The sequence below is a fragment of the Pseudomonas farris genome (assembly GCF_019145235.1).
GTDB classification, from domain to species: domain Bacteria; phylum Pseudomonadota; class Gammaproteobacteria; order Pseudomonadales; family Pseudomonadaceae; genus Aquipseudomonas; species Aquipseudomonas farris.
Window position 1 is genome coordinate 247,561 of the sequence record NZ_JAHSTV010000002.1, and the last position, 25,575, is coordinate 273,135.

The 25,575-nt window shown below is 59.8% G+C and carries 22 protein-coding genes; 7 read left to right on the forward strand and 15 right to left on the reverse strand.

The window, feature by feature from the left end:
* Positions 1-141 precede the first annotated feature (141 nt).
* Entirely contained in the window at positions 142-1,305 is a 1,164-nt protein-coding gene (ercA, locus tag KVG95_RS04440; RefSeq protein ID WP_217854670.1) for an alcohol dehydrogenase-like regulatory protein ErcA, read from the forward strand.
* Entirely contained in the window at positions 1,289-3,016 is a 1,728-nt protein-coding gene (locus KVG95_RS04445) for a hybrid sensor histidine kinase/response regulator (protein WP_217854671.1), read from the forward strand. The genes ercA and KVG95_RS04445 overlap by 17 nt, the downstream gene beginning before the upstream one ends.
* On the opposite strand, the gene KVG95_RS04450 is transcribed toward KVG95_RS04445, so the two are convergent.
* The 9 genes from KVG95_RS04450 to copC form a co-directional block, all read right to left on the reverse strand.
* Positions 3,001-3,876, reverse strand: coding sequence for an aldose 1-epimerase (locus KVG95_RS04450; protein ID WP_217854672.1), 876 nt, complete (start codon positions 3,874-3,876; stop codon positions 3,001-3,003). The genes KVG95_RS04445 and KVG95_RS04450 overlap by 16 nt on opposite strands.
* A gap of 219 nt (positions 3,877-4,095) precedes the next feature.
* Positions 4,096-5,376 (reverse strand): TRAP transporter large permease, encoded by a 1,281-nt coding sequence (locus KVG95_RS04455; protein ID WP_217854673.1) that lies wholly within the window; start codon positions 5,374-5,376, stop codon positions 4,096-4,098.
* Positions 5,377-5,904: a TRAP transporter small permease gene (locus KVG95_RS04460; RefSeq protein WP_038984172.1), complete on the reverse strand. Its 528-nt coding sequence runs from the start codon at positions 5,902-5,904 to the stop codon at positions 5,377-5,379.
* 76 nt (positions 5,905-5,980) lie between these two features.
* Positions 5,981-6,964: a TRAP transporter substrate-binding protein gene (locus KVG95_RS04465; RefSeq protein ID WP_201060253.1), complete on the reverse strand. Its 984-nt coding sequence runs from the start codon at positions 6,962-6,964 to the stop codon at positions 5,981-5,983.
* Between the two features lie 60 nt (positions 6,965-7,024).
* Positions 7,025-7,918, reverse strand: a complete 894-nt coding sequence (locus tag KVG95_RS04470) for an SMP-30/gluconolactonase/LRE family protein (RefSeq protein ID WP_217854674.1) — start codon at positions 7,916-7,918, stop codon at positions 7,025-7,027.
* Positions 7,919-7,963: 45 nt separating this feature from the next.
* Positions 7,964-8,776 carry an NAD-dependent epimerase/dehydratase family protein gene (locus KVG95_RS04475; RefSeq protein ID WP_048394631.1) on the reverse strand — a complete coding sequence of 271 codons (813 nt, stop codon included), beginning with the start codon at positions 8,774-8,776 and terminating at the stop codon, positions 7,964-7,966.
* A gap of 278 nt (positions 8,777-9,054) precedes the next feature.
* Entirely contained in the window at positions 9,055-10,350 is a 1,296-nt protein-coding gene (locus tag KVG95_RS04480) for an OprD family porin (protein ID WP_217854675.1), read from the reverse strand.
* A gap of 224 nt (positions 10,351-10,574) precedes the next feature.
* Complete coding sequence (gene copD, locus KVG95_RS04485) at positions 10,575-11,435, reverse strand: copper homeostasis membrane protein CopD (protein ID WP_217854676.1); 861 nt, start codon at positions 11,433-11,435, stop codon at positions 10,575-10,577.
* Positions 11,436-11,438: 3 nt separating this feature from the next.
* Positions 11,439-11,804 (reverse strand): copper homeostasis periplasmic binding protein CopC, encoded by a 366-nt coding sequence (copC, locus tag KVG95_RS04490; RefSeq protein ID WP_217854677.1) that lies wholly within the window; start codon positions 11,802-11,804, stop codon positions 11,439-11,441.
* Positions 11,805-11,943: 139 nt separating this feature from the next.
* On the opposite strand from copC, the gene KVG95_RS04495 reads away from it, so the two are divergent.
* Positions 11,944-12,564 carry a TetR/AcrR family transcriptional regulator gene (locus KVG95_RS04495; RefSeq protein ID WP_007899508.1) on the forward strand — a complete coding sequence of 207 codons (621 nt, stop codon included), beginning with the start codon at positions 11,944-11,946 and terminating at the stop codon, positions 12,562-12,564.
* 143 nt (positions 12,565-12,707) lie between these two features.
* On the opposite strand, the gene preA is transcribed toward KVG95_RS04495, so the two are convergent.
* The 3 genes from preA to hydA form a co-directional block, all read right to left on the reverse strand.
* The gene (gene preA, locus KVG95_RS04500) at positions 12,708-13,982 is read right to left on the reverse strand and encodes an NAD-dependent dihydropyrimidine dehydrogenase subunit PreA (protein WP_217854678.1); all 1,275 of its coding nucleotides are present in this window, start codon (positions 13,980-13,982) and stop codon (positions 12,708-12,710) included.
* The gene (locus tag KVG95_RS04505) at positions 13,983-15,350 is read right to left on the reverse strand and encodes an NAD(P)-dependent oxidoreductase (RefSeq protein WP_217854679.1); all 1,368 of its coding nucleotides are present in this window, start codon (positions 15,348-15,350) and stop codon (positions 13,983-13,985) included.
* A 155-nt stretch (positions 15,351-15,505) separates the two neighbouring features.
* On the reverse strand, positions 15,506-16,945 hold the full coding sequence (gene hydA, locus KVG95_RS04510) for a dihydropyrimidinase (RefSeq protein WP_217854680.1): 1,440 nt from the start codon (positions 16,943-16,945) through the stop codon (positions 15,506-15,508).
* Between the two features lie 621 nt (positions 16,946-17,566).
* Here hydA and KVG95_RS04515 point away from each other — a divergent pair.
* Entirely contained in the window at positions 17,567-19,051 is a 1,485-nt protein-coding gene (locus KVG95_RS04515) for an NCS1 family nucleobase:cation symporter-1 (protein ID WP_217854681.1), read from the forward strand.
* 151 nt (positions 19,052-19,202) lie between these two features.
* A complete protein-coding gene (locus tag KVG95_RS04520; protein WP_217854682.1) occupies positions 19,203-20,486 on the forward strand; it encodes a Zn-dependent hydrolase in 1,284 nt (427 codons plus the stop codon).
* Positions 20,487-20,527: 41 nt separating this feature from the next.
* Here KVG95_RS04520 and KVG95_RS04525 read toward each other — a convergent pair whose 3' ends face one another.
* Both KVG95_RS04525 and KVG95_RS04530 read right to left on the reverse strand, forming a co-directional pair.
* Positions 20,528-20,941: a DUF6691 family protein gene (locus KVG95_RS04525; protein ID WP_052964169.1), complete on the reverse strand. Its 414-nt coding sequence runs from the start codon at positions 20,939-20,941 to the stop codon at positions 20,528-20,530.
* A gap of 2 nt (positions 20,942-20,943) precedes the next feature.
* Positions 20,944-21,378 (reverse strand): YeeE/YedE family protein, encoded by a 435-nt coding sequence (locus KVG95_RS04530; RefSeq protein ID WP_217854683.1) that lies wholly within the window; start codon positions 21,376-21,378, stop codon positions 20,944-20,946.
* Positions 21,379-21,707: 329 nt separating this feature from the next.
* On the opposite strand from KVG95_RS04530, the gene KVG95_RS04535 reads away from it, so the two are divergent.
* Positions 21,708-23,204: a helix-turn-helix transcriptional regulator gene (locus KVG95_RS04535; RefSeq protein ID WP_217854684.1), complete on the forward strand. Its 1,497-nt coding sequence runs from the start codon at positions 21,708-21,710 to the stop codon at positions 23,202-23,204.
* Positions 23,205-23,397: 193 nt separating this feature from the next.
* Entirely contained in the window at positions 23,398-23,646 is a 249-nt protein-coding gene (locus KVG95_RS04540) for a DUF1652 domain-containing protein (protein WP_217854685.1), read from the forward strand.
* A 627-nt stretch (positions 23,647-24,273) separates the two neighbouring features.
* Here the strand turns inward: KVG95_RS04540 and KVG95_RS04545 are convergent.
* Positions 24,274-25,389, reverse strand: a complete 1,116-nt coding sequence (locus tag KVG95_RS04545; protein ID WP_217854686.1) for a Gfo/Idh/MocA family protein — start codon at positions 25,387-25,389, stop codon at positions 24,274-24,276.
* Positions 25,390-25,575: the final 186 nt, after the last annotated feature.

A 25,575-nucleotide genomic window follows, 5' to 3' on the forward strand; every position in this document is an offset into this window, starting at 1 on the left:
CAAGCCCGCTCCCACAGTTGATCTTCAGTGGATACAAAATCTGAGTACACCCCAGCTCGCTATCCATTGGTCTGATTGCATTCGCAGCCGGATGCTTTAGTGTGTTCTTTACCTTCAAAACAATAAAAAACAGGCTTTCCAATGAGCCAGAATCTCAGCCAGCTGCGTAAATTCGTTTCGCCTGAAATCATCTTCGGTGCCGGCTGTCGGCATAACGTCGGCAATTACGCCAAGACCTTCGGCGCCCGCAAGGTGATGGTGGTCAGCGACCCCGGTGTGATTGCCGCCGGTTGGGTCGCCGATGTCGAGGCCAGCCTGCAAGCCCAGGGCATCGATTACTTTTTATATAGCGACGTTTCGCCCAACCCGCGGATCGAAGAGGTCATGCTCGGCGCCGAGCTGTACCGGGAGAATCACTGCGATGTGATCGTGGCGATCGGCGGCGGCAGCCCGATGGACTGCGGCAAAGGCATCGGCATTGTCGTCGCCCACGGGCGCAACATCCTCGAATTCGAGGGCGTGGACATGTTGCGCATGCCCAGCCCGCCGCTGATCCTGATCCCGACCACCGCCGGCACGTCGGCCGACGTGTCGCAGTTCGTGATCATCTCCAATCAGCAAGAACGCATGAAATTCTCCATCGTCAGCAAGGCCGCGGTGCCGGACGTGTCGCTGATCGATCCGGAAACCACCCTGAGCATGGACCCGTTCCTGTCGGCCTGTACCGGCATCGACGCGTTGGTCCATGCCATCGAAGCCTTCGTCTCCACCGGTCACGGGCCGCTCACCGACCCTCATGCGCTGGAGGCGATGCGGCTGATCAACGGCAATCTGGTGCAAATGATCGCCAACCCCAGCGACATCGCCCTGCGGGAAAAAATCATGCTCGGCAGCATGCAGGCCGGGCTGGCGTTCTCCAACGCGATCCTTGGCGCGGTGCATGCGATGTCCCACAGCCTCGGCGGCTTCCTCGATCTGCCCCATGGCCTGTGCAACGCTGTGCTGGTGGAACACGTGGTGGCGTTCAACTACAGCTCGGCGCCGGAGCGCTTCAAGGTGATCGCCGAGACTTTTGGCATCGATTGCCGTGGCCTCAATCACCGGCAGATTTGCGGGCGGCTGGTCGAACACCTGATCGCCCTCAAACACGCCATCGGCTTCCACGAAACCCTGGGCCTGCATGGGGTGAGTACCGCGGACATTCCGTTCCTGTCGCAACACGCCATGCACGACCCGTGCATCCTTACCAACCCGCGCGAATCCAGTCAGCGCGACGTCGAGGTCGTCTATGGCGAAGCCCTCTGACGAGCAACAACGGGCGCTGGCCGGGTTACTCGGCTTAGGCAACCACTCGGCGCGCAAGAGTCATTACCCGGAACTGGCCGCGCGCCTGGATGAACTGGAAACCGAACGCAACCGCTACAAATGGCTGTTCGAAAACGCGGTGCACGGGATCTTCCAGGCCAGCCTGCTGGAGGGCATGCGCGCCGCCAACCCGGCGCTGGCGCGGATGCTCGGCTATCAAAACCCGCAGGAGGTGCTGTTTTCCCTGACGGACCTGGCGGGCACGTTGTTCGTTGGCGGGGCGCAAGAACTGGAAAGCATCGGCGAAATCCTCCAGCGCGAGCGCAGCCTGCTGGGTTACGAAACTCAGCTGCGGCGCAAGGACGGCAGCGTTCTCGACGTATTGATGAACCTGCTGCTCAAACCAGATCAGGAAGGCTTGGTGGAAGGTTTTGTCGCCGACATCACCGAACGAAAACTCGCTCAGCAGCGCCTGCAACAACTCAATGACGAACTGGAGCAACGGGTCACCGCGCGCACCAACGAGTTACTGGACGCCAACCGCAACCTGCAACAGCAGATCACCCAGCGCAAACAGATCGCAGAAGCCTTGCGCGATGCCCGTGATGCCGCTGAAGCCGCCAATCGCAGCAAGGACAAATACCTCGCCGCCGCCAGTCACGACTTGCTGCAACCGCTCAATGCCGCGCGTTTGCTGATCTCGACCTTGCGCGAACGCAAACTGCCCGACGTCGAGCAGGTGCTGGTGGAGCGCACGCATCAGGCGCTGGAGGGGGCCGAAGACTTGCTCACCGATCTGCTGGATATTTCCCGGCTCGATCAGGCCGCGGTGAAGCCGGACATTGCCCTGTACCGCCTCGACGAATTGTTCACGCCACTGGTCTCGGAGTTTCAGTCGGTGGCCGCGGCAGCCGGGTTGAACCTGCGGGTGCACATGGGCGATTACGCTATTCATACCGACTTGCGCCTGATGACCCGAATCCTGCGCAACTTCCTCAGCAATGCCTGCCGCTACACCGACGAGGGCTGCATTCTGCTGGGGGCAAGGCGTCGGGGCGATGCGCTGCGTATCGAAGTCTGGGACACCGGGCGCGGGATTGCGGCGGATCGTCTTGACTCGATCTTCCTCGAGTTCAACCAACTGGACGTCGGGCGCGCCGCCGATCGCAAGGGTGTAGGCCTGGGACTGGCGATTGTTGAACGCATCGCCAAGATCCTCGATTACAGAATTCAAGTGCATTCACGGCCGGGGCGCGGTTCGGTGTTCAGCATCGAAGTGCCGATTTCCCATGAGATTCCACTGCCGATCAGTCAGGTCGCACCGCAGCCGAGTACCGGCAACCCGTTGCCGGGACGGCGTCTGTTGGTGCTGGACAATGAAGTCAGCATCCTTGAAAGCATGAGTGCGCTGCTCGGGCAGTGGGGCTGCGAGGTGGTCACCGCCACCGACGAGGCCACCGCGCTGGTGGCTTTGCAGGGACAGGCGCCGGAACTGATTCTGGCGGACTATCACCTCGATCACGGGGTGGTGGGTTGTGAGGTGGTCCGGCATTTGCGCGAACACTTTAGCCAGGCGATTCCGGCGGTGATCATCACCGCCGACCGCACCGACCAGTGCCGGCGTTCATTGCAGCGCCTCGACGCGCCGCTGCTGAACAAACCCGTGAAGCCCGGCAAGTTGCGCGCGGTGCTGACTCAGCTGTTGGCGTAGCGATAGCGCAGGCTGAAACCGAGTTCGGCAGATTGGCCTTGCTCCAGCAAACGCAACCCTGGCCGACCCGGCAAGTGATGGGCATTGACCGGGTGGCTCACCGGCTCGATACAGAAAAATTCCAGACCCACGGGGCAGTAGAGCAAGTAGTAGTCGCTGCCGGTGGCCTGGCATTCCAGTTCATAACCTAAGTCGGGTTGCTGGATCAGGCAGTGGCCGTCCCATTCGCAAAAGCCGTTGTCCACCAGCGTTTCGGGTAATGCCCGGGGCTGGCTGAAGCCCCAATCCTTGGGTATCGAAGTGAGTTGTGTTGGCAGTTTTGCGCTGTCGCACAACCAGACCTGTCGCGCCTGCGCTTGCAACCGAGTGCCTGCAGTGCGCGGGAAATAAGGGTGTAAACCGACCCCATGCCAGGCGGCGTGTTCGGCCAGATGGGTGACCTGCAAATCGATGCTCAGCTTGCCCTCGCTCAGACGGAAACGTTGCCTTGCGCGATAAGCGAAGGGCGTGGAGCTGTCGAGTTGCAGGACGATTTCATCACGGGTGTGCGAGACGATCTGCCACGGCTGTTGCCAGGCACTGCCATGAATCGGCAGCGGGTCGGTGAGACTGTTGGGCGCCAGCGCGAGCCAGCCATCGGGGCAGTCGAAACCACCCTCCGAGATGCGGTTCGACCATGGCGCCAGGGGATAGCAGGCGAGTTTGCCGGGCAGGCCGGTGTTCAAGGCGTGTTGGTCACTGTGGCGCAACAGCGGTTGGCCGGTGCTGCGTACCGTCCAGTTGACGATGCTCGCCCCGAGTTCCGGGGCAAGGGTGAGGCGGGTGAGTTCGTCTTCGAGTTCCAGGAGTGTTGGCGTCATGGCGATCTTCATTGGCTCAATGAGAGGCTTCTGTGGCGAGGGGGCTTGCCCCCGTTGGGTCGCGCAGCGGCCCCAATAATCTTTCAGGCATACCGAGTTGTCTGGATTGCGACTGCTTCGCAGCCGAACGGGGCGATGCGGCGTTCCGACAAGCCCCCTCGCCACAAAAAGCCCGTGCCCGCAGGAATATTCCATTGAGCACGGTGCATTCTTGGTTTTTTACAACACCAAATGCGGCAACCACAGCGAAATGGCGGGAATGTAAGTCACGGCCATCAGCACCAGGAACAGCACGCCATAGAACGGCAGCAGCGCTTTCACGGTGCTTTCGATGCTGACCTTGCCCACCGCCGAGCCGACAAACAGCACCGCGCCTACCGGCGGTGTGATCAATCCGATCCCCAGGTTCACCAGCATGATCATGCCGAACTGCACCGGGTCCACGCCAATGCCCAGAATCACCGGCATCAGAATCGGCGTGAGGATCAGGATCAGCGGCGCCATGTCCATCACCGTGCCGAGCAACAGCAGCATTACGTTGATGCACATCAGGATCACGTAACGGTTATCCGACAGGGTCAGGAACATCGTGGTGATCTTCGCCGGGATCTGCATCAGCGTCATGATGTAGCCGAAGCTGGCGGCGAAGCCGATCAGGATCATCACGATCGAAATGGTGCGCACCGTGCGGTGCATCAACTTGGGCAGCTCACTCCATTTGTAGTCGCGGTAGATGAACATGGTGACGAAGAACGACCACAGCACCGCGATCGCCGCCGATTCGGTGGCGGTGAAGATGCCCGAGAGAATGCCGCCGAGAATGATGACCATCGCCATCATGCCCCACATCGCTTCACCGCAGATTTTCAGCGCCTGCTTGAGGGGAATGACTTCGCCCTTGGGGTAATTGCGCTTTCTGGCGAAGATCAGGCACAGCACCATCAGGCACGCGCTCATCAGCAGGCCCGGCACTACGCCGGCCATGAACAGCGAAGCAATCGAAACGGTACCGCCAGCGGCCAGCGAGTACAGCACTGAGTTATGGCTGGGCGGCGTCAGCAGGGCTTGCACCGAACCGCTGACCGTCACCGCGGTGGAGAAATCCCGGGGGTAGCCGCGACGCTCCATTTCCGGAATCAGCACCGAACCGACCGACGCCGTGTCCGCCACCGAAGAGCCGGAAATCGCGCCGAAGAAGGTCGAGGCCATGATGTTCACCAGCGACAGCCCGCCGCGCACGAACCCCACCAGCACCCCGGCAAACGCCACCAGTCGCCGGGACATGCCGCCTTCGGCCATGATCGCCCCGGCGAGCACGAAGAACGGAATCGCCAGTAACGAGAATTTGTTCACGCCACCGGCGACCTGAATCATCAGCGCCTGGAACGGGATGTCGATCCACCACGCACCGATCAGGGCAGAAAGCCCCAGGGCGTAGGCGACCGGCATGCCGATCAGGATCAAAGCGATAAAACTGCCGAGCAGAATCAGAGCGTCCATTTATGCGGCACCTTCGCTTTCTTCAACCAGGTCGAAACGCACGACCCGACGGTTGCTCTGGTCACCGAGCAAGAGTTTTTCCAGCACGAAAATCAGCGTCAGCACACCGCCCACGGGGATCGGCATATAGGTGATGCCCACGCGCAGAGTGGGCAGAGCGCTCATGAACTGGTTCCAGGTGGACAGACAGAGTTTGGTGCCCCAGATGGCCATGAACAGGCAAATGGTCGCCATCAGCAGCTGCGAAACGATGCTCATGGTCTTGCGCAGTTCGGGGGGCATGCGGTCGGTGAGCATGGCCACGGCCATGTGCGCACCGGCGCGATAACTGGCGGCGGCGCCGATGAAGGTGAAGACCATCATCAACAAAATCGCGGTGGGCTCCGGCCAACTGGAACCGGTGCCGAGGACGTAACGGGCGAAGACGCCCCAGGGAATGATCAGGGAAATAGTCAGGACCGACAGGCCGGCGACCCAGATGCAGGTCATGTAAATCCTGTCGTTGATGCGCAGCAGCAGATTCTTCATCGGGTTTCACCGTAACCGGGCGCCGCTGACGATCCACTCGTCAACGGTGCCGGGCCTTTCATGAATGCAGGGAGGGTTACTGAACGGCTTCGATGCGCTTGATCAGGTCGGCGTAAGGCGCGCCGTATTTTTCCCGGACCGAAGCCGTGGCTTCATAGAAAGGTTTTTTGTCGACGGTGATGAACTCGACGCCGGCAGCCTTGAGTTTTTCTTCACTGCTGGCCGACTTCGCATCCCACAGCGTGCGCTCCTGGGCCTGTGCGGCTTTGGCGGCTTTTTTTACCAGCACTTGCTGGTCGGGGCTGAGTTTTTCCCAAGTGATTTTCGACATCACGATTGGCTCGGGCAGGATCAGGTGCCCGGTCAGGCTGTAGAACTTGGCGTTCTGGTAGTGGTTGTGTTCGAGCAGGGTTGGCGGGTTGTTTTCCGCGCCGTCGATCACCCCGGTCTGCAACGCACTGAAGATCTCGCCGGTGTCCATGGCAATGCCGTTGCCACCCATGGCGTTGATGGTGTCGATGAACATCGGGTTGCCTTGCACGCGGATCTTCATGCCTTTGAGGTCGGCGAGGCTGCGTACCGGTTTTTTGGTGTAGATATTGCGCGTGCCGCCGTCCATCCAGGCCAGGGCGACCAGATTGAATTCGGAGTTGGTGATCTTGTCGAGGATCTCATCGCCGACTTCACCGTCGATGACTTTGCGCATGTGCGCCTGGTCGCGGAACACGAATGGCATGTTGAACACGTTCACGTCCGGTACCACCGGCCCGACGATGCCGAGGCTGACCCGAGCCATCTGAATAGCGCCGACCTGGGCCTGTTCGATGACTTCTTTTTCCGAACCGAGCACACCGCCGGCAAACATCTTGAAAGTCAGCTTGCCGTTGCTGTCGGTCACCAGGGTTTTACCCAGTTGTTCCTCGGCGACCACGGTCGGGTAACCGGCGGGGTGGATGTCGGCGAATTTGATTTCCAGCGCCTGGGCGGCGCTGCTGAGGGTGAAGGTGAGTGCTGCAGTGATGGGAAGTGCGGCGGCGAGCAAGGTGCGTTTGAAGTCCATGGGTTGTGTCTCCAGTCTTGTTGTTTTTTTTATTCAAGGCACAGCGATGCAGCAGAGGGGTTAAAGCAATTCGTTGAACACCGGTTCCGGCAAGCCTTTGACGCCGGGGTTGAGGGCGAACACGCCGCCGGCCAGCGACTGTTCGTCATGGTCATCAGCGGGGCGGATCGAGGTCACAAACAACGTGTCGAGCTGGCTGCCACCGAAGGCGCACATGGTCGGTTTCTTCACCGGCACGGGGAGCGAACGATCCAGTCGGCCATCGGGGGTGAAACGGTGAATCAACCCGGCGTCGTTGGCGCAGATCCAATAACAACCTTCGGCATCCACTGCCGCGCCATCGGGGCGGCCAAGGAAGTGATGCATGTCGACGAACAGTCGACGGTTGGATGGCGTGCCGCTGTCGATGTCGTAATCGAAGGCCCAGATCTGCTGCACGTTCGGGTGCGAATCCGAGAGGTACATCGTCTTGCCGTCCGGGCTGAAGCCCAGGCCGTTGGGCACGATGAAACCGCTGAGCCGGGCGTCGAGCGGCCCGGGTTGTCCGGCGCTGTAGCGATAGAGCGTGCCGTCGGCGGCGTTGGCGCCCATGTTCAGCACCATGCTGCCGGCCCAGAAACGGCCCTGACGATCACAGCGGCCATCGTTCAGGCGCATGTCGGGACGGGCGTGATCGACGTGGGCCAGCAGTTCGCTGTCGAGGCTGCCATCGTTGTGCGGGTGCAGGTGAAAGAATCCGCTTTCCATGCCGGCGACCCAGCCACCCGCGCTGTGACGAGCGATGCAGGCGAGCATTTGCGGGGCTTTCCAGGCGTGAACGTGCCCGCTGTCGGCATTCCAACGCTGTAATCCACCGGTCGGAATATCGACCCAGTACAGGGCGTTTTCCTCGGGGACCCACACCGGGCTTTCACCGACCGCATTGCGGGCATCGACAATCAATTCGACTTGCATGGCAACGCATTCCCTTGGCTTTGTTATGTGGGGATTGGCGAGGGTTCAGTCGCCGAACGGCCCGGCCGCGACAAAGGCACCACCCTGATAAATCCGGGCCGGATCATCTTCGGCGGGCATTGGTTGGGCTTCGACTTTTTCGCGGAAGACCTCGGACGTGTCCTGTGGCGCATAACCCAAGTGCGCCGCGAATCGGTTGTCCCACCAGATGCTCTTGTTGTCGGACATGCCGTACACCACGGTGTGGCCGACATTCGGGGTGTACAACGCTCGTTCGAGCAGTTGGGTCATGTCGTCGAAGCTCAGCCAGGTGCTCATCATTCGGCGGTTCTGTGGTTCCGGGAACGAGGAGCCAATGCGGATGCTGACGGTTTCGATGCCATAGCGATCGAAGTAGAAACTGGCCATGTCTTCGCCGTAGGACTTGGACAAACCGTAATAGCTGTCCGGGCGGCGAGGGGAGTGGGCGTCGAGGGTTTCGTCCTGCTTGTAGAAGCCGATGACGTGATTGGAACTGGCGAAGATCACTCGCTTCACGCCGTGGCGGCGGGCCGCTTCGTAGATATGGAATACGCCGCAGATGTTGGCGCCGAGAATCTCTTCGAACGGACGCTCCACCGACACGCCGCCGAAATGCAGGATTGCATCCACGCCTTCGACCAGTTGATGTACTGCTTGCTTGTCGGAGAGGTCGCACGGCACGACTTCTTCGCGATCATCAATGGGCGGTGCCATGTCGGCGATGTCCGACAGACGGAGTACGTTGGCGTAAGGTCGCAGGCGTTCGCGCAGGACTTTACCGAGGCCACCGGCGGCGCCGGTCAGGAGCAGGCGATTGAATGGGGATGTGGTCGTCATGTAAATCCCTGAACAGAAAATTGTAGTTATTGGGTTTGTTGTAGGTTGTCGTATGACTTGGTCGAAGTATTGTTAGGCTTTCTGGTGCTTGTCAACGCGACTTTGGTTGAAATTGACGGAGGGTCATGTTCATCCCCCGTGAGTGCGCTGAACCTGTGGGACCGGGCTTGCTCGCGAAGGCGGTGTGCCAGGCGATATCAATAATGACTGTGCCGCCGTCTTCGCGAGCAAGCCCGCTCCCACATGGGATTTATGCCAACCTGAAAAGGTGTCCTGCCTTACAACAACGAAATCGGGTAACTGATAAAGATCCTGTTCTCATCAAATTCGTTGGTGCTGAAATCGCGGCGGATGGTCGCATTGCGCCATTTGACGTTGAGGCTTTTCAGTACGCCGCTTTGCACGGTGTAGGCCAGTTCCGATTCGCGGCCCCATTCCTTGCCGTCGGTGATCGCTCCGGTGTGCACGTTATCGCCGCTGATGTAGCGGTTCATCAGCGTCAGGCCGGGGATGCCGAGGGCGACGAAGTTGTAGTCGTGACGCACCTGCCAGGAGCGTTCCTTGGCGTTGTCATAACTGGCGTTGTAACTGTCGTTGGCCAGCGTGCCGCCGCTGGTGCCGTTGACACGCATCCAGGCGTTGTCGCCGCTGAGTTTTTGCAGGCCGACATAGAAGGTGTTGCCGCCGTATTTGGCCGAGAGCAGGGCAAACGCGGTTTTGTTGTCGAGGTCGCCGGCCAGCGCGCTGCCGTCTTCCTTGCCGATGAAGTAACCGAGGTTGGCCCCCAGGGTCCAGTCGCCCATGGGCTGGCTGTGGCTCAGGTTGAAATACTGCTGCTGATAAATGTCGCTGAGTTCCGCGTACCAGACGCCGACCTGAGTGCGCTTTTCATTGAACGCATACTCGCCGCCGCCGAAGTTGAAGCGGTCGGAGGTAAACGCGCCTCTGCCGTTCATCGACATGTCTTCCATGCTCGCATCATTGCGCGGGCTGTTGCCGCGGAACTGGCCGCCGTAGAGCGTCAGGCCGCTGAGCTCGGTGGAGGTGACCTGGCCGCCGCGGAAGGTTTGCGGCAGCGAGCGACCATCATCGGAGCGCAGGATCGGCAGCACTGGCATCCATTCGCCGACCTTCAATTCGGTTTTCGAGACCTTGGCTTTCAGAGCCACACCCAGACGACCGAAATTGTCCGCGGGGCGACCGTCATCATGGATCGGCAGCAACTGCGTGCCGCCCGTGCCCTTACCGCCGTCGAGCTTCTGCGAGTACATACCGAGCACATCCACGCCGAAACCGATGGGGCCTTGGGTGAACCCGGATTTAGCGTCGAGGATGAAGTTTTGCGTCCACTCTTCAGCCTTGCCCTGGACATTGTTCGGGTTGGTGAAGTTGCGATTGATGTAGGCGTTACGCAGGTTCAGCGTGGCCTTGGCGTCATCGACGAAACCTTCGGCCTGGCTGGTCATGGGCAGGGCGAGAAACAGGCTGCTGCAACCGATCAGGCTGAGGGGATGGCGACGGGCGAAGGTGGGGCGAGGGGTGCTGATGAAGGAATTTCGGGCGAGTCTGCTCACAGTAACGCTCCCTGGTTTTTTGTTATTTTTATTTTTTGTTATACGTCGTCGTACAACATTGGCGGCGATTATTTGCGAGCTTTTCGAGGATTGTCAATCACAAGTTGTACGATCACATCGCCCCCCTTGTGGGAGCGGGCTTGCTCGCGAAGACGGACTGTCAGCCGACTGTTGAATGTCAGACCGCTTTCGCGAGCAAGCCCGCTCCCACATTGGAGATGTGTTCAGGCGGTAATCATTGGCGGCATTGTCCCCAGCAGCGAAACCGCTGCCACCGCGCCAATTCCCAGCAACCACTCCAGCATGACGCTGGTACGCAACTGTCCCAGGTGCTGCTGGCAATCCTTGATCCGCAGCCAATTGAACAGCGCCAACCCCAGCATCCCGATCACCAGCACAACCTTGATCAACAGGATCAGCGCAAACCCGGATAGCAACGGCGTCGGCCAGAACACGCCGGTCAATACCCGCACGTTGATCAGCCCGGTCATCACCAGTCCCGCCACCAAGGCGTAACCGATCCCGCTGAAGCGTTGCAATATCGCGCTCAAGGGATGATCGGCCGGTTGGCGCAAAATCATCACCAGCAACATCAACCCACCAAGCCAAGCGCCGACGCAGGCCAGATGAATGATCTGGTTGAGGATCAGCAACTGGCCTTGCAGACCATCGAGCATGGCGCCATGCCCGACCGGGGCCAGCGTCGCCAGCAGCAGGCTGGAAAGGCTGATGCGCCAAAGCGTACTGGAACGCCAGGGCGTCAGCAGCAGGGCCATGAGCAACAGATTGAGCAGCAGATGCCAGCGCCAGACCTGACCGAAAAAGGTATTGCGCAGCACCAGGCCTAGCGTCGCCGGATCGAATGCCGCATCCGCGGAGCCGGCCATGCTGGCGGTGATCAGCAGCAACCAGCCTATGCCACTGATTAACGCCACAGCGGTAAGCCAGCGGGTCACTCGCGCCAGAGACGGATCCAGCCACGCGGTTTCACGGCCCAACAGCAGAGGCCTGAACACCCAGGCTCCGAACAGCATCAGCACCACGGTGAAATGCAGAAAGCGGCACAGCACCAGCGCATCGGTCATGAATTACTGACCGACCTTGAAGCGATAGGCGCCTTCACTTTTATGGGTGTCGACCGACACGGCGTGCCATTCGACTTTGTAATCGCCAGCGGCCAACGGCGCGGCGGGGGTGACGATCAGGGTTTTCTTGTCGCTGCCTTCGGTGGCGAGGTTTTTTACCGGAACGTCGGCGCCGTTCTTGCTGATCGTCACTTTGGTGAATGTCGCTTCAACCCCTTCGGAAAACTTCAGGCGCAGTTCCGCAGGTGCGCTCACGGTGCTGTCGGCCGCCGGGGTCTGGCTTTTCAGGTGCGCGTGGGCAAACACCGAGGAGGCGGCGAGCAGCGAGCTGAGGAGGGCGGTGGTGGTCAGGGCGTTCTTGAGCAGCATCGTGAAGACCTCGGAGGCAGGTTCAAAGAGGCGGCCAGTTTACCTGCCGCAAGACCACCGTACGAAGTTTCGTTTTCCCCTGTCGCCCCGATCCAGAGCGGATGCTAGTCTTGACCAACGCTGTTGTCAGGGAGCCCTCATGGGCAATCACAAGATCGAGATTCGTCGCAGTAACGTCGAAAAAATTCTGCTGGGGGCCGAAAAAGTCTTCGCCGAAAAAGGTTTCGGCAGCACCGCCATGGCCGACATCGCCGCCGAAGTGCAACTGCCGCGCTCCAACCTGCATTACTACTTCAGTACCAAGAGTGAACTGTACAGCGCGGTGCTGCTGGGTTTGCTGGAGGTCTGGAAGCAGGATGCCCTGTGCTTCGAGATGTTCGACGACCCGCGAGTGGTGCTCAGCAGCTACATCCGCGCCAAGATGAACCATTCCCGCAGCCGGCCGTACGGTTCGAAAGTCTGGGCCAACGAAATCATCCACGGCGCGCCGACACTGGGTGAGAAACTGGACGCCAGCCTGTACGACTGGGCCAAGATGAAAGAAGCGAAAATTCGCCAGTGGGTGGAGGACAAACGCATCCTGCCGGTGGAGCCTTCCAGCCTGCTGTACATGATCTGGGCCTCGACCCAGCATTACGCTGACTTCGATCACCAGGTGAATATTCTTAACGATCACCAGCCACTGTCGGACATGCAGTTCGAGCGGGCGGTGCAGACGGTGACCAGTGTGATATTGCGCGGGATTGGGTTGGAGCCTTGAGGTTGGCGGCGCTGCAGCTGGCCTCTTCGCGAGCAAGCCCGCTCCCACATTAGATCTTTAGCGAACACAGTATTTGTGCACGAAGGTGATCCACTGTGGGAGCGGGCTTGCCCGCGAAGGCGTCAGTTCAGGCGCCGCTGAGTTCAGACCGCGACATGGTATGGATTCCTCGGATCATGGTTCCAATCCAGAAACGGCTTACCGGTATCCATCGGCACCATCTCGATGCAATCCTGCACCGGGCAGGTGATCTGGCACAGATTGCACCCCACGCACTCATCATCGATCACTTCATATTTATGCGTCCCGTCCGCCTGCTTAATGCTCGCAATCGCCTGGTGCGAGGTGTCTTCGCAAGCGATGTGGCAGCGACCGCAACCGATGCATGCCTCCTGATCAATCTTCGCAATCACCTGATAGTTGATGTCCAGGTACTTCCAGTCCGTGGTATTGCCCACCGCACGCCCGGAAAATTCCGAGACGCTGGCGTAGCCCTGTCTGTCCATCCAGCGTGATAAACCGTCCTTCATCTCCTCGACAATCCGGAAACCATGCAGCATCGCCGCCGTGCACACCTGCACAGCGCCGCTGCCCAGCGCAATGAATTCCGCCGCATCGCGCCAACTGCCAATCCCGCCAATGCCGCAGATCGGCAAGCTTTGGGTCTGCGGATCGCGGGCGATCTCGGCGACCATGTTCAGCGCAATCGGCTTCACCGCCGAACCGCAATAACCACCATGGGTGCTTTGGGTGCCGACGGCGGGATTGGCGACCATGCGCTCCAGGTTGACGCTGGTGATCGAGTTGATGGTGTTGATCAACGACACTGCATCAGCCCCGCCTCGGTAAGCGGCACGGGCGGCGACGCGGATGTCGGTGATGTTCGGCGTGAGCTTGACGATCACCGGCAGCGAGCAATAAGTCTTGCACCAGCGAGTGACCTGTTCGACGTATTCCGGCACCTGGCCGACCGCCGCGCCCATGCCCCGTTCCGGCATGCCGTGGGGGCAGCCGAAATTCAGTTCAATGCCGTCGGCCCCGGTGGCTTCCACCAGCGGCAGGATGTTTTTCCACGACTCTTCGACACAGGGCACCATCAGCGACACGATCAGCGCGCGGTCCGGCCAGTCCTTTTTGACCTGAGTGATTTCCCGCAGGTTGATTTCCAGCGAACGGTCGGTGATCAGCTCGATGTTGTTAAAACCAAGCACCTCCCGATTAGCCCCGAAGTGTGCCGAGTAACGCGACGATACGTTGACCGCCGCCGGGTCTTCACCCAGGGTTTTCCAGACCACGCCACCCCAGCCAGCCTCGAATGCGCGAACCACGTTGTAGGCTTTGTCGGTCGGTGGCGCGGAAGCGAGCCAGAACGGATTGGGGGCCTTGATGCCGGCGAAAACAATCGAGAGATCGGCCATTTACGCAGCCTCCACGTTGAGCATGAGTTGAGCGTTGATGGCCTCGGCGGCCAGCTTGCCGTGCTGCACGGCCTGCACGGTGAGGTCCTGATCGAGGCTGGTGCAGTCGCCACCGGCATACACGCCGGGAATGCTGGTACGCAGCTGTTCGTCGACGAGGATGCGGTCGCCCTGACGCTTGAGTTCACGGGCCAGCGGATCGGCGAGGGCGCTGCCGTCGAAAGCCTGGCCGATGGCTTTGAAGATCGCGTCGGCGGCCAGTTCGAAGGTTTCACCAGTGGTTTGCAGGCGACCTTCCTCCAACCGGGTGCGGGCGAAGCGCATGCCGCGCACCTTGCCCTTATCGTCGAGCAGCACTTCTTGCGGTTGCGCCCAGGTCAGCAGCCGCACCTGATTGGCCTTGGCGATGTCCTGTTCGTGGCCGGTGGCGCCCATGTCCTCTACGCCGCGGCGGTACACCAGATTCACGTCGCGAGCGCCGAGGCGAGCCATTTGCACGGCCATGTCGATGGCGGTATTGCCGGCACCGAGGACAATGCAGTGCTCGGCCAGTGGTAGTTGCGTCAGGTCATCGGCCTGGCGCAGTTCGCGGATGTAGTCGGTGGCGGCGAGCAGGCCGGGGGCATCCTCGTGGGCCAGCCCCAGCTGTTTACTGGCGGCCAGGCCGAGACCAAGGAACACCGCATCGAATTGCTGATGCAGTTCGCTGAGGGTCAGGTTGTCGCCAAGTTTCTGCCCGTGGCGAATCTCGATCCCGCCAATTCCCAACAAAAACTCAAGCTCCTTCTGCGCGTAATCGTCCACCAGTTTGTACTTGGCGATTCCGTATTCGTTGAGGCCACCAGCCTTTTCTCGCGCCTCGAAAATCACCACGTCATGGCCGTGCATGGCGCTACGGTGCGCGCAGGACAAACCGGCCGGGCCGGCACCCACCACGGCGATGCGCTTACCGGTTGCGGCGGCGCGTTGAAACGGGTGTTCGCTGAAGTGTGCGTTGTCCACGGCATAGCGTTGCAACAGGCCGATCAGCACCGGCGCGCATTCCTGGGCGTTGTTACGCACACAGGCTTGCTGGCAAAGAATCTCCGTCGGGCAGACCCGGGCGCAACTGCCGCCGAGGATATTCGCCGAGAGGATTTTCTGCGCGGCGCCCTGAACGTTTTCCTGATGGATATTGCGGATGAACGAGGGAATGTCGATGTCGCTCGGACAGGCATTCACGCATGGCGCGTCGTAGCAATACAGGCAGCGCGAGGCTTCCAGATGCGCCTGACGGTCGTTGAGTGGTGGCGCCAGATCGGTGAAATGGCCGGCGAGGGCGGCCGCGTCCTCATGGGGATGCGGGAGGTGGTTCAGGGTCTTGATCACGGTTTAAGGCCTCATGTTTTTTGAGGTGCTGCCTCTGGTGGGCATTGGTTTTTGTGTTCTCAGGACTGCCGCCTTCGCGAGCAAGCCCGCTCCCACATTTGGAATGCGTTCCCTTGTGGGAGCGGGCTTGCTCGCGAAGGCCGAAGGCCACGATTTCAACGGTTCACAGCAACCGGCCTGCACAACTCAGCCCGCTTGCTCAGCAAATCAAACACCGCCGGATACGCCGGCCGTTCGACATACCGACCGGCACCACGCTCGGCGCGCAAATCACCATCGGCCCATACCACTCGGCCCTGGCTGACGGTATGGCTCGGTACGCCGCGCACGGTCTTGCCTTCGAAGATGTTGAAGTCGACTTGCTGGTGATGGGTCTTGGCTGAAATCGTCCGCGTGCCTTCCGGATCCCACAGCACCAGATCGGCATCTGCACCCACACGGATCGCACCCTTGCGCGGATAGAGGTTGAAGATCTTCGCGGTGTTGGTAGAGGTGAGGGCAACGAAGTGCTGCATCGACAAGCGCCCGGTGTTCACCCCTTCATCCCAGAGCACTGCCATGCGGTCTTCGATACCGGCAGTGCCGTTGGGGATCTTGCTGAAGTCGTCACGCCCGGCGGCTTTTTGCTCGGCGCAGAAGCAGCAGTGGTCGGTGGCGGTGGTGTGCAGATTGCCCGATTGCAGGCCATGCCAAAGGGCTTCCTGATGGCCGCGAGGACGGAAAGGCGGGCTCATCACGTAACCGGCGGCGGTCTGCCAGTCCGGGTGTTGGTAAACGCTGTCGTCCAGCAGCAGATGCCCGGCCAGCACTTCGCCGTAGACCTGTTGGCCCTTGCTGCGGGCATAGGTGATTTCGTCGAGGGCTTCCTTGGTCGAGACGTGCACCAGATACAACGGCGTGCCCAACGTTTCAGCAATGCGGATCGCCCGGCTCGCAGCTTCACCTTCCACCTGCGAAGGCCGTGACAGCGGGTGCGCTTCCGGCCCGGTCATGCCCTGGGCCATTAACTTGCGTTGCAGGTGATAGACCAGCTCGCCGTTTTCCGCATGCACGGTTGGCACTGCGCCCAATTCCAGGCAACGTTCGAAACTTGCCACCAGCGTATCGTCGGCGGCCATGATCGCGTTCTTGTAGGCCATGAAATGCTTGAAGCTGTTGACGCCGTGATGGCTGACCAGCTCGGCCATTTCTTCGCGGACCTGCTCGCTCCACCAAGTGATGGCGACGTGGAAACCGTAGTCCGACGCCGACTTCTCGGCCCAGCCGCGCCATTGATGAAACGCCTCCATCAACGATTGCTGCGGGTTGGGAATCACGAAGTCGATGATCGAGGTGGTGCCGCCGGCAAGCCCCGCCGCGGTGCCGCTGAAGAAGTCTTCGCTGGCCACCGTGCCCATGAAGGGCAGCTGCATATGAGTGTGCGGGTCGATGCCGCCGGGCATCAGGTATTGGCCGCTGCCGTCGAGCACTTCGGCATCGGCGGGAACATCGAGGTTTTCACCGATGGCTTTGATCACGCCCTGGGCGCAATAGACGTCGGCGCGATAACTTTCATCATGGGTAATAACGGTGGCGCCACGGATCAACAGAGACATTCCGAGTTCCTCGCAGGCATTGACCGACTGATGCCGGTTCTAAATGTTTTATATGAAGCAGACGCCAATCGGTGTATTCCTGTCAGCGCTGTCAAGAATAGACGCTAGCTGCAGTTTGTCGATTGAGCAAGAATATTTTTTATAAGCTTATTACCGTTTTAACTGATTGATAAATAACGATTAAAACTGAAAATCACCAAAATGGTGAGGCCTCTCACCATTTTGACGCACTTGACAGGTTCCAAAAATAGACGAGATTTTCTATGTGAAATCAGCCGCTTGTGGATGGTCTATGGTTGAGGCGCAGTCTTTCAAAAAAGATCGACGCACCAGATTGAGTCCTGACTGTTCGGACAACTTGCCTGACATTCGGCCTGAGTGGCATGGCAACTCACCGCGGATTCAATAGTTGGATAAATAAAGCTGATTAACATCAATTGGTTAGCGAAATTTTATGGCACTGCCCGATGCGTAAGCGGGGCACCCGGCACGTTTATTGATGCCGCCGCTGACACCTTGGCCGGTCCGTAAAAGTTGTCAGTTTCTCCGGCCATCGTCCGGCTAGCGCACTCGCGCCAGCCCCTGATGAGCAAAAATAATCAAAAGAACAGTGGAGCGGCCATGCAACAGATCAGATCGCAAGTGACCGAGCGCGACGGCTTGTTTGAGCTAGAAGCCGGCAGCGATGTCCTCGACAGTCCCCGTTACAACCACGACATGGCACCGACCAAGGTGCACGAACGAACCTGGAACAAGTGGCATATCACCGCGCTGTGGGTCGGCATGGCGATCTGCGTGCCGACTTACACACTCGGCGGTGTGCTCACCGCTTATTTCGGCCTGACCGTCGGCGAAGCGCTGCTGGCGATTCTGTTCGCCAACATCATCGTGCTGATTCCACTGACCCTGAACGCCTTCCCCGGCACCAAGTACGGCATCCCATTCCCGGTGTTGCTGCGCTCGTCCTTCGGCATCCTCGGTTCCAACATTCCGTGCTTGATCCGTGCCTTGGTTGCGTGCGGTTGGTTCGGCATCCAGACCATGTTCGGCGGGCTGGCGATTCACCTGTTTCTCGGGTCGGTGTTCGATGGCTGGAAAGCCCTCGGCGGCACGGGTGAAGTGATCGGTTTCATGGTGTTCTGGGCCTTGAACCTGTGGGTGGTGATTCGCGGCGCGGACTCGATCAAATGGCTGGAAACCCTCTCGGCACCCTTGTTGGTGCTGGTGGGCGTGGGGCTGCTGATGTGGGCGATGCCGAACGTCTCGATGAGCGAATTGATGGCGATCCCGGCCAAGCGTCCAGAAGGGGCCAGCGTGGTCAGTTACTTTGCCGCCGGGCTGACTGCCATGGTCGGGTTCTGGGCGACGTTATCGCTGAACATTCCGGACTTCAGCCGCTACGCGAAAAGCCAGAAGGACCAGATCATCGGGCAGATTATCGGCTTGCCCCTGACCATGTTCCTGTTCGCCTCCCTCGGCGTGGTGATGACAGCCGCTTCGGTAAAACTGGTGGGCGTCACTGTCTCTGATCCAGTCACGTTGATCGGCCATATCCAGAGCCCGGTCTGGGTCGCTTTGGCCATGGCGCTGATCATCATCGCCACGTTGTCGACCAACACCGCTGCCAACATTGTTTCGCCGACCAACGACTTCCAGAACGTTGCGCCCAAGATCATCAACCGCACCAAAGCGGTAATCCTCACGGGGCTGGTCGGGTTGGCGCTGATGGCCCATGAACTGTTGAAGAAGCTGGGGCTGATCGTTTCGGATTTAAGCCTGGAGACGGTGTATTCCAACTGGTTGCTCGGCTATTCGAGCCTGCTGGGCCCGATCGCCGGGATCATGGTGGTGGACTATTTCCTGATCAAGAAACAGCAACTGGATCTGGCCGGACTTTACCGTGACGACGTTTACCCGGCGTGGAACTGGTTCGGTTTTATCGCGTTCGGCGTGCCGGTGGCATTGACGCTGCTGTCGCTGGGCAGCGATGCGTTCAGCTGGTTTTACAGCTACGGCTGGTTCACCGGCTCGGCCCTTGGTGGGCTGATTTATTACGGGTTGAGCGTGATGCGGCCGAGTCCTACTGCTGTGAAAACTGCGGTGTGAGGGATGGCCCCTTCGCGAGCAAGCCTGCTCCCACATGGGTTTTGTGAACACTGGAGATCCAGTGTGGGAGCGGGCTTGCTCGCGAAGGCGGCCTCAAAGACACCAAAAATTCGCCTGAAGAAACCTATAACAACTGCCAGAGGAGATCACCATGAACGCTGCCATAGACGTTCTGCAGTCCACCCATCAGCACATCAACCGCGACCGTCTGTGGCAGTCGCTCATGGATTTGGCCAAACTCGGTGCCACGGTCAAGGGCGGTGTCTGCCGGTTGGCCCTGACCGACCTCGATCGCCAGGCCCGGGACATTTTCGTGAACTGGTGCGAGGAAGCCGGCTGTACCGTCAGCATCGACGCCGTCGGCAACATCTTCGCCCGCCGTCCGGGGCGCAACCCGAACCTGCCGCCGGTGATGACCGGCAGCCACATCGACACCCAGCCCACCGGCGGCAAGTTCGACGGCTGCTTCGGCGTGCTGGCCGGGGTCGAAGTCTTGCGCACCCTCAATGACCTGGGCGTGGAAACCGAAGCGCCGCTGGAAGTGGTGGTCTGGACCAACGAAGAAGGCTCGCGCTTCGCCCCGTGCATGATGGGCTCTGGCGTGTTCGCGGAAAAATTCACCCTCGAAGAAACCCTGGCCAAAGTCGATGCCGAGGGCGTGACCGTCGGCGAAGCCCTGAACGCCATTGGCTATGCCGGGCCGCGCAAAGTCAGTGGCCACGCCGTGGGTGCGTATTTCGAGGCCCACATCGAGCAAGGCCCGATTCTTGAGGATGAGCGCAAAACCATCGGCGTGGTGATGGGCGCTCTCGGACAGAAATGGTTCGACCTGAAATTGCGCGGCGTCGAAGCCCACGCCGGCCCGACACCGATGCACCTGCGCAAGGATGCTCTGGTCGGCGCCTCGGTGATCGTCGGCGCGGTCAATCGCGCCGCCCTCGGCCATCAACCCCACGCCTGCGGCACCGTCGGCTGCCTGCAAGCCTACCCCGGCTCACGCAATGTGATTCCCGGCGAAGTGCGCATGACCCTGGATTTCCGTCATCTGGAACCGGCGCGACTCGATTCAATGATCGCCGAAGTTCGCGAAGTCATCGAAACCACCTGCGAGGAACACGGCCTGACCTTCGAACTGACGCCCACCGCCGACTTCCCGCCGCTGTACTTCGACAAGGGCTGTGTCGAAGCGGTACGTGGCGCCGCTCAAGGGTTGGGTTTGTCGCACATGGACATCGTCAGCGGGGCAGGGCACGACGCGATCTTCCTCGCCGAACTCGGCCCGGCGGGGATGATCTTCGTGCCTTGCGAAGGCGGCATCAGCCACAACGAAATCGAAAACGCCGCGCCGGATGACCTGGCCGCCGGGTGTGCGGTGTTGTTGCGGGCGATGCTGGCGGCTTCGGATGCGATTGCCCGTGGCAAGCAAGCGGCTTGAGGTATCGGTTGTTCGATAGCCTCATTGTGTTGGCGGGATGCTCAACGGCGGGTTTGCAACGCTTTGAACATCAGCATCCCCGCCAGCATGGCGATGACGAAAACCCAAGCCTGCCAGTGGCCCGTCGGCAGCAACACCAGCGCCGGGCCGGGGCAGATGCCGGCAATGCCCCAACCGACTCCGAACAGCAGGCTGCCACCGATCAGGCGCCGATCCAGTTCACGGCTGATCGGCAACTGCATAGGCGCCCCCAACAAGGACGTCGGTTGTTTCATGGCCCAATGAAACGGCCCCCAGGCCACGGCAATGGCCCCGATCATGACCAACGCCAGGGAGGGATCCCACACGCCGGTAATGTCCAGAAAACCCAGCACTTTGGCCGGGTTTGCCATGCCGGCCAGCAACAGGCCGATGCCGAACAGCAGGCCGGCGAGAAAGGCGGTCAGTTTGCGCATGTTCAATACCCCAGCAGATGGCGCAGGACGAACACCGTCACGAAGCCGGCGAACATGAAGCTCAAGGTGGCGGCAATGGAGCGCGGTGACAGGCGCGAGATACCGCACACGCCGTGGCCACTGGTGCATCCGGAGCCATAACGAGTGCCGACGCCGACGCACAATCCGGCGATGATCAGGCCCACGGCACCGGTTTTGAATTCGATGGCCGGCCACACATGAAACAACGCCCACAACAAAGGCGCCGCCAATAGTCCGAGCAGGAACAGAACTTTTTCGCCCCGCCCCGAATCATTACCCTCAAGCAGACTGCCTAACAGCCCGCTGATCCCGGCAACCCGTCCGTTGGCCACCACCATGACGCTGGCGGCCAGACCGATCAGTACACCTCCGGCCAAGGCGGACCATGGGGTGAAGTGAAGCGAATCAAGCATCATGGCAACTCCCGGACGGGCAAAGAACGGCACTAAACCACTCTTTTTTGTTTGAGCATAGGGCTGCTTTTGCATGGGGTTGCCGAAAAGATTGCAGCCTTCGCCAGCTCCTACATGATCGAGTACAGCCGCAATCACGCGGATACACGCAACCCCTGTAGGAGCTGTCGAAGCCTGCGATTTTTTGATCTTTTGATCTTTTGATCTTTTGATCTTTTGATCTTTTGATCTTTTGGTCCAGACAACCGCTTCATTCGCACTATCAGAGCCACCAACGGTCGTAATCTTCACAGGGCAGCGCGTAACGGCGCCGCCGCAATCGTGGAGATCCAATGCGCCAGGACGTCCTGACCACCGAAACCAATCGCCGCCAGTTGCAGCAGATCATCGCCGGCCTGTCCGATGGGGTGATTCTGCTGGAACTCGACCAGACGATCCTCTGGGCCAATGACGCCGCGCTGACGATGCACGGCGTCAGTCGGATCGGTGAGCTGGGCGCCAACGCCAAGGAGTACGCGAAGCGGTTTGCCTTGCGCTATCGCAACAATCACCCGGTAGCGCCGGAGCATTATCCAATCAGCCGCGTGGCCCGCGGTGAGATGTTCAGTGATGTGCTGGTTGAACTGACACCAGTCGAAAACAACGAGCGCACCTGGGTTCACAGCGTGCGCAGCATGGTGCTGGCCGACGGCGCGGGCGAGCCGGAGTCGTTGGTGCTGATCATGAACGACGTCACCGAATGGGCCAGCGCCGAGCAGCGTTTCGAAAAGACCTTCAACGCCAACCCGGCCCCGGCGGTGATCTGTCGCCTCAGCGATTTGCGTTTCATCAAAGTCAATCAGGGCTTCCTGGAAATGACCGGCTATGCCCGTGATCAGGTGATCGGCGCTTCGACCTATGAGCTGGATGTGCTGGAGCGCGCTGAAAACAAGGACCTGGCCAAGCAGCGTTTGCGTGACGGGGCAACCATTCCGCAGATGCAGGCCGAACTGCAATTACCCGACGGTGGCAGCAAACAGGTGATCGTCGCCGGGCAACCGCTTGAGCTCAACGACGAAGCTTGCATGCTGTTTTCCTTCGTCGACATGGAGCTGCGGCACAAGGCCGAAATTGCCCTGCGCCAGAGTGAGGAACGGTTCGCCAAAGCCTTTCGCCTCACCCCGGTGCCGATCCTGGTGTGCAGCGCCGAGGATCAAGTGGTGATGGACTTCAACGAAGCCTTTCTCGATACCCTCGCATGCCCCAGTGAAGAGGTGCTCGGCAAGACTGTGGCGCAACTCGGTTTCATCGAGGAGGCGGGCACTCGCACGCGACTGTTTGCGGCCTTGGAGAAAACCGGGAGTGTGGATCGGGTCGATGTCAGGGTGCGCCGCAAGGATGCCGGGCTGATCGATTGCGCCGTCTCGGCGGACACCGTGAACATTCAGGACGGTACTTGTTACCTGCTGGTGTTGATGGACATCACGGAGCGCAAACGCACCGAGCTGGAGTTGGTGTCGGCGATTGAAGAGGTGATGAAAGATGCCTCCTGGTTCAGCCGCACGTTGATCGAAAAACTCGCCAACGTGAAGAACGTCAATTCGCCGCAATTGCCCAGTGTGTCATTTACCGAACTGACCGCCCGGGAGCGCGATGTGCTCGGCCTGATTTGTGAAGGCCTGGCCGACAAGGAAATCGCCGCGCGCCTGAAACTGGCGCCCAATACGGTGCGCAATCATGTTTCGACGGTGTATTCCAAGCTCGACGTGCACAGCCGCAGTGAGGCGATTGTATGGGCTCGTGAACGGGGTCTGTTCTCCAGCGAGAGGCGGCCCAAGGGGCAACGTTAAGATGCAAATGCACTAGGTAGGGTAGTGCAATTTCGTGTTTTGCTCAGGGACTGGTTTTTCTAGGCTGTGAGGGTGCGATACGTGGCTTTGAGCCGGTATCGCGGTCTCTTCGATGCAGCTAAAGGAACAGCCACATGAGTGCGAACAAATCAGGAATGCGGTCGATTTTTTGCCCTCGCCAAGGTGAATCGGGATGATTTACCTGGCGCAATTGCGTACACAACTAGAGCGGAATTTTTCGCCGTTGGCCTGTGAGTGTGCGCTCACGGGGGATAATTCGTTGACGGTGAAGCTTTATCACCCGGTGACGGGGCAGGTGGATCTGGTGGTCAGTGGGTTGAGCATGGCGATGCTCAGGACGCCAGAGGCAATGGCGGCGTTGATTGAAGAGTTGCGATATGAGCTTGAGAGTATTGGCTTGCATCGGTCCAGCGCTTTATAGGTGCTGGCTTTTCTCCCGCAGATGTACCCCGATCCATTGTGGGAGCGGGCTTGCTCACGAAGACGACCTTATAGCCTATAAATTTCCCGCTGATGTACACCCTTCAAACTGTGGGAGCGAGCCTGCTCGCGATGGCTATTTGTCAGGCAACCGGGATTTTCGGTGGTGTACATATCCATTTCTGCGGTAATGGCTGCTTATGGTTCCGCCCGCTGTTTTTCTGGCATTGGCGGGTGGCTGGGCTATAAGGAATGCGAGGTATTTCTTTTCTGTGACGGGGCCGCGGGTGTGCGGTGTGGTTTTTTTGTCGCGGAAAATGTCGATTACTTACCGCGGGTCAGCCTATGAACAGTCTTGGGATACGTATTTTTTCGCCACTGTCGCTCGTACTCTGCGCGGCGATTCTGGGTGGTTGCGCCAGTCCGCCGCCTCCACCACCCGCTGCGCCGCCACCGCCACCGGTTCGTACCTGTCAGACCTCCGAAAACACTGATGTGCAAGGTGATATGAGGGCTGAAGGGCAGGTGACGCGGACCACGACCCTGACCCGTTGCGTCACTCAGTAAGCAATGGTGTGGACCGCCAGTTGCCTTCTGCGCGACTGGCGGGTGTGGCCTGAGTGGCGGGTCAGACTTCCTCGATCCTGACCCACCGCGACTCTTGTGCCGCCAAACGAATTGCCGTCGCCAGGCGTTCGACTTCCCATGCCTGCTCGAAATCTGTCCCGTCCTGACCGAGGCCGGCCAGCGCCATCACCAACTCGTGCACTTCAAGGGTCTTGAGCTCGTTGTAACCCAGCTGATGCCCCGGCGCTGGGCTAAAGGCGGCATAACCCGGTAAATCCGGCCCGGCCAGCAGCCGTTGGAAACCGCCTTGCCCAGCGCGATACATCCGCAGTTCATTCAAGCGTTCCTGATCGAACGCCAAGGTGCCTAGGGTGCCGCTGATTTCAAAACTCAGGTGATTCTTGTAACCGTGTTTGAGCCAGCTGCTGCTGAACGTCCCGCGCGCGCCATTGGCGAACCGCAGCAACGCGTGGACCTGATCGTCGACCGCGACCTCGCGCCGTTCCTGACCGCCCAACGTAACGGGACGTTGCGCATGCACGGTCTGGGTATCCGCGCACACCGCCTCGACGTCGCCCAGCAGATGACGAGCCATGGCCAGCAAATGACTGCCCAGATCCGCCAAGGCACCGCCGGCGTAATCGGCATCACAGCGCCAGGACCAAGGTGAAACGGGGTTGGCCATGAAGTCTTCGCTGAATTCGCCCTGGAAACTGATGATCTGCCCCAGTGCGCCGCTTTGAATCAGATCGCGAGCCAGGCCGATGATCGGGTTGTGTTGATAGTTGTAACCGACCCGCGTCACCACGCCCGCAGCTTTTGCAGCCAGGCGCATGGCACTGGCCTGTTCGAGGTTAACGGCCAGCGGCTTCTCGCAGTACACCGGTTTGCCGGCGGTGAGGGCGGCCATGGCCATGGGGTAGTGCAGATGGTTGGGGGTGGTGATGGCGATCAGGTTGACCTTGGGGTCATTGATCAGCTGTTGCCAGTCGCTGTGAGCCGCATCGAAGCCCCAGGCGTCGGCGCAATGTCGGGCACGCTGCGGATCGGCGTCGGCGAGGGCGGCGAGCTTGAGCTTCAGCGGCAATTCAAAAACGGCGCTGACGTTGCGAAAGGCCAAGGCGTGGGCGCGGCCCATGAAACCTGTGCCGATGAGTCCGATACCGAGTTCGCGCATAGCCGAGGTCCTTTGGATTGTTATTTTCAGGAGGGCTATTTATGGAATAAATATTCTCAATATGCAAATAGTGGAATAAATATTCTTATGCTAGATCCGATACGGCTGCGATCTGATCGTTCCCACGCAGAGCGAGGGAACGATCAGTGGTGAGTACTGAAAACTAAAAAGGCAGCCATGAGGCTG

Excerpts from the sequence above, each read along its gene's own strand:
- KVG95_RS04455 (WP_217854673.1), bottom strand. The coding sequence starts at position 5,376 with ATGGACGCTCTGATTCTGCTCGGCAGTTTTATCGCTTTGATCCTGATC.
- KVG95_RS04530 (WP_217854683.1), bottom strand. The coding sequence starts at position 21,378 with ATGATGCTTGATTCGCTTCACTTCACCCCATGGTCCGCCTTGGCCGGA.
- KVG95_RS04460 (WP_038984172.1), bottom strand. The coding sequence starts at position 5,904 with ATGAAGAATCTGCTGCTGCGCATCAACGACAGGATTTACATGACCTGC.
- copD (WP_217854676.1), bottom strand. The coding sequence starts at position 11,435 with ATGACCGATGCGCTGGTGCTGTGCCGCTTTCTGCATTTCACCGTGGTG.
- KVG95_RS04450 (WP_217854672.1), bottom strand. The coding sequence starts at position 3,876 with ATGACGCCAACACTCCTGGAACTCGAAGACGAACTCACCCGCCTCACC.
- KVG95_RS04515 (WP_217854681.1), top strand. The coding sequence starts at position 17,567 with ATGCAACAGATCAGATCGCAAGTGACCGAGCGCGACGGCTTGTTTGAG.
- ercA (WP_217854670.1), top strand. The coding sequence starts at position 142 with ATGAGCCAGAATCTCAGCCAGCTGCGTAAATTCGTTTCGCCTGAAATC.
- KVG95_RS04520 (WP_217854682.1), top strand. The coding sequence starts at position 19,203 with ATGAACGCTGCCATAGACGTTCTGCAGTCCACCCATCAGCACATCAAC.
- KVG95_RS04495 (WP_007899508.1), top strand. The coding sequence starts at position 11,944 with ATGGGCAATCACAAGATCGAGATTCGTCGCAGTAACGTCGAAAAAATT.
- KVG95_RS04540 (WP_217854685.1), top strand. The coding sequence starts at position 23,398 with ATGATTTACCTGGCGCAATTGCGTACACAACTAGAGCGGAATTTTTCG.
- hydA (WP_217854680.1), bottom strand. The coding sequence starts at position 16,945 with ATGTCTCTGTTGATCCGTGGCGCCACCGTTATTACCCATGATGAAAGT.
- KVG95_RS04545 (WP_217854686.1), bottom strand. The coding sequence starts at position 25,389 with ATGCGCGAACTCGGTATCGGACTCATCGGCACAGGTTTCATGGGCCGC.
- KVG95_RS04475 (WP_048394631.1), bottom strand. The coding sequence starts at position 8,776 with ATGACGACCACATCCCCATTCAATCGCCTGCTCCTGACCGGCGCCGCC.
- KVG95_RS04470 (WP_217854674.1), bottom strand. The coding sequence starts at position 7,918 with ATGCAAGTCGAATTGATTGTCGATGCCCGCAATGCGGTCGGTGAAAGC.
- KVG95_RS04525 (WP_052964169.1), bottom strand. The coding sequence starts at position 20,941 with ATGCGCAAACTGACCGCCTTTCTCGCCGGCCTGCTGTTCGGCATCGGC.
- copC (WP_217854677.1), bottom strand. The coding sequence starts at position 11,804 with ATGCTGCTCAAGAACGCCCTGACCACCACCGCCCTCCTCAGCTCGCTG.
- KVG95_RS04465 (WP_201060253.1), bottom strand. The coding sequence starts at position 6,964 with ATGGACTTCAAACGCACCTTGCTCGCCGCCGCACTTCCCATCACTGCA.
- KVG95_RS04535 (WP_217854684.1), top strand. The coding sequence starts at position 21,708 with ATGCGCCAGGACGTCCTGACCACCGAAACCAATCGCCGCCAGTTGCAG.
- KVG95_RS04445 (WP_217854671.1), top strand. The coding sequence starts at position 1,289 with ATGGCGAAGCCCTCTGACGAGCAACAACGGGCGCTGGCCGGGTTACTC.
- preA (WP_217854678.1), bottom strand. The coding sequence starts at position 13,982 with ATGGCCGATCTCTCGATTGTTTTCGCCGGCATCAAGGCCCCCAATCCG.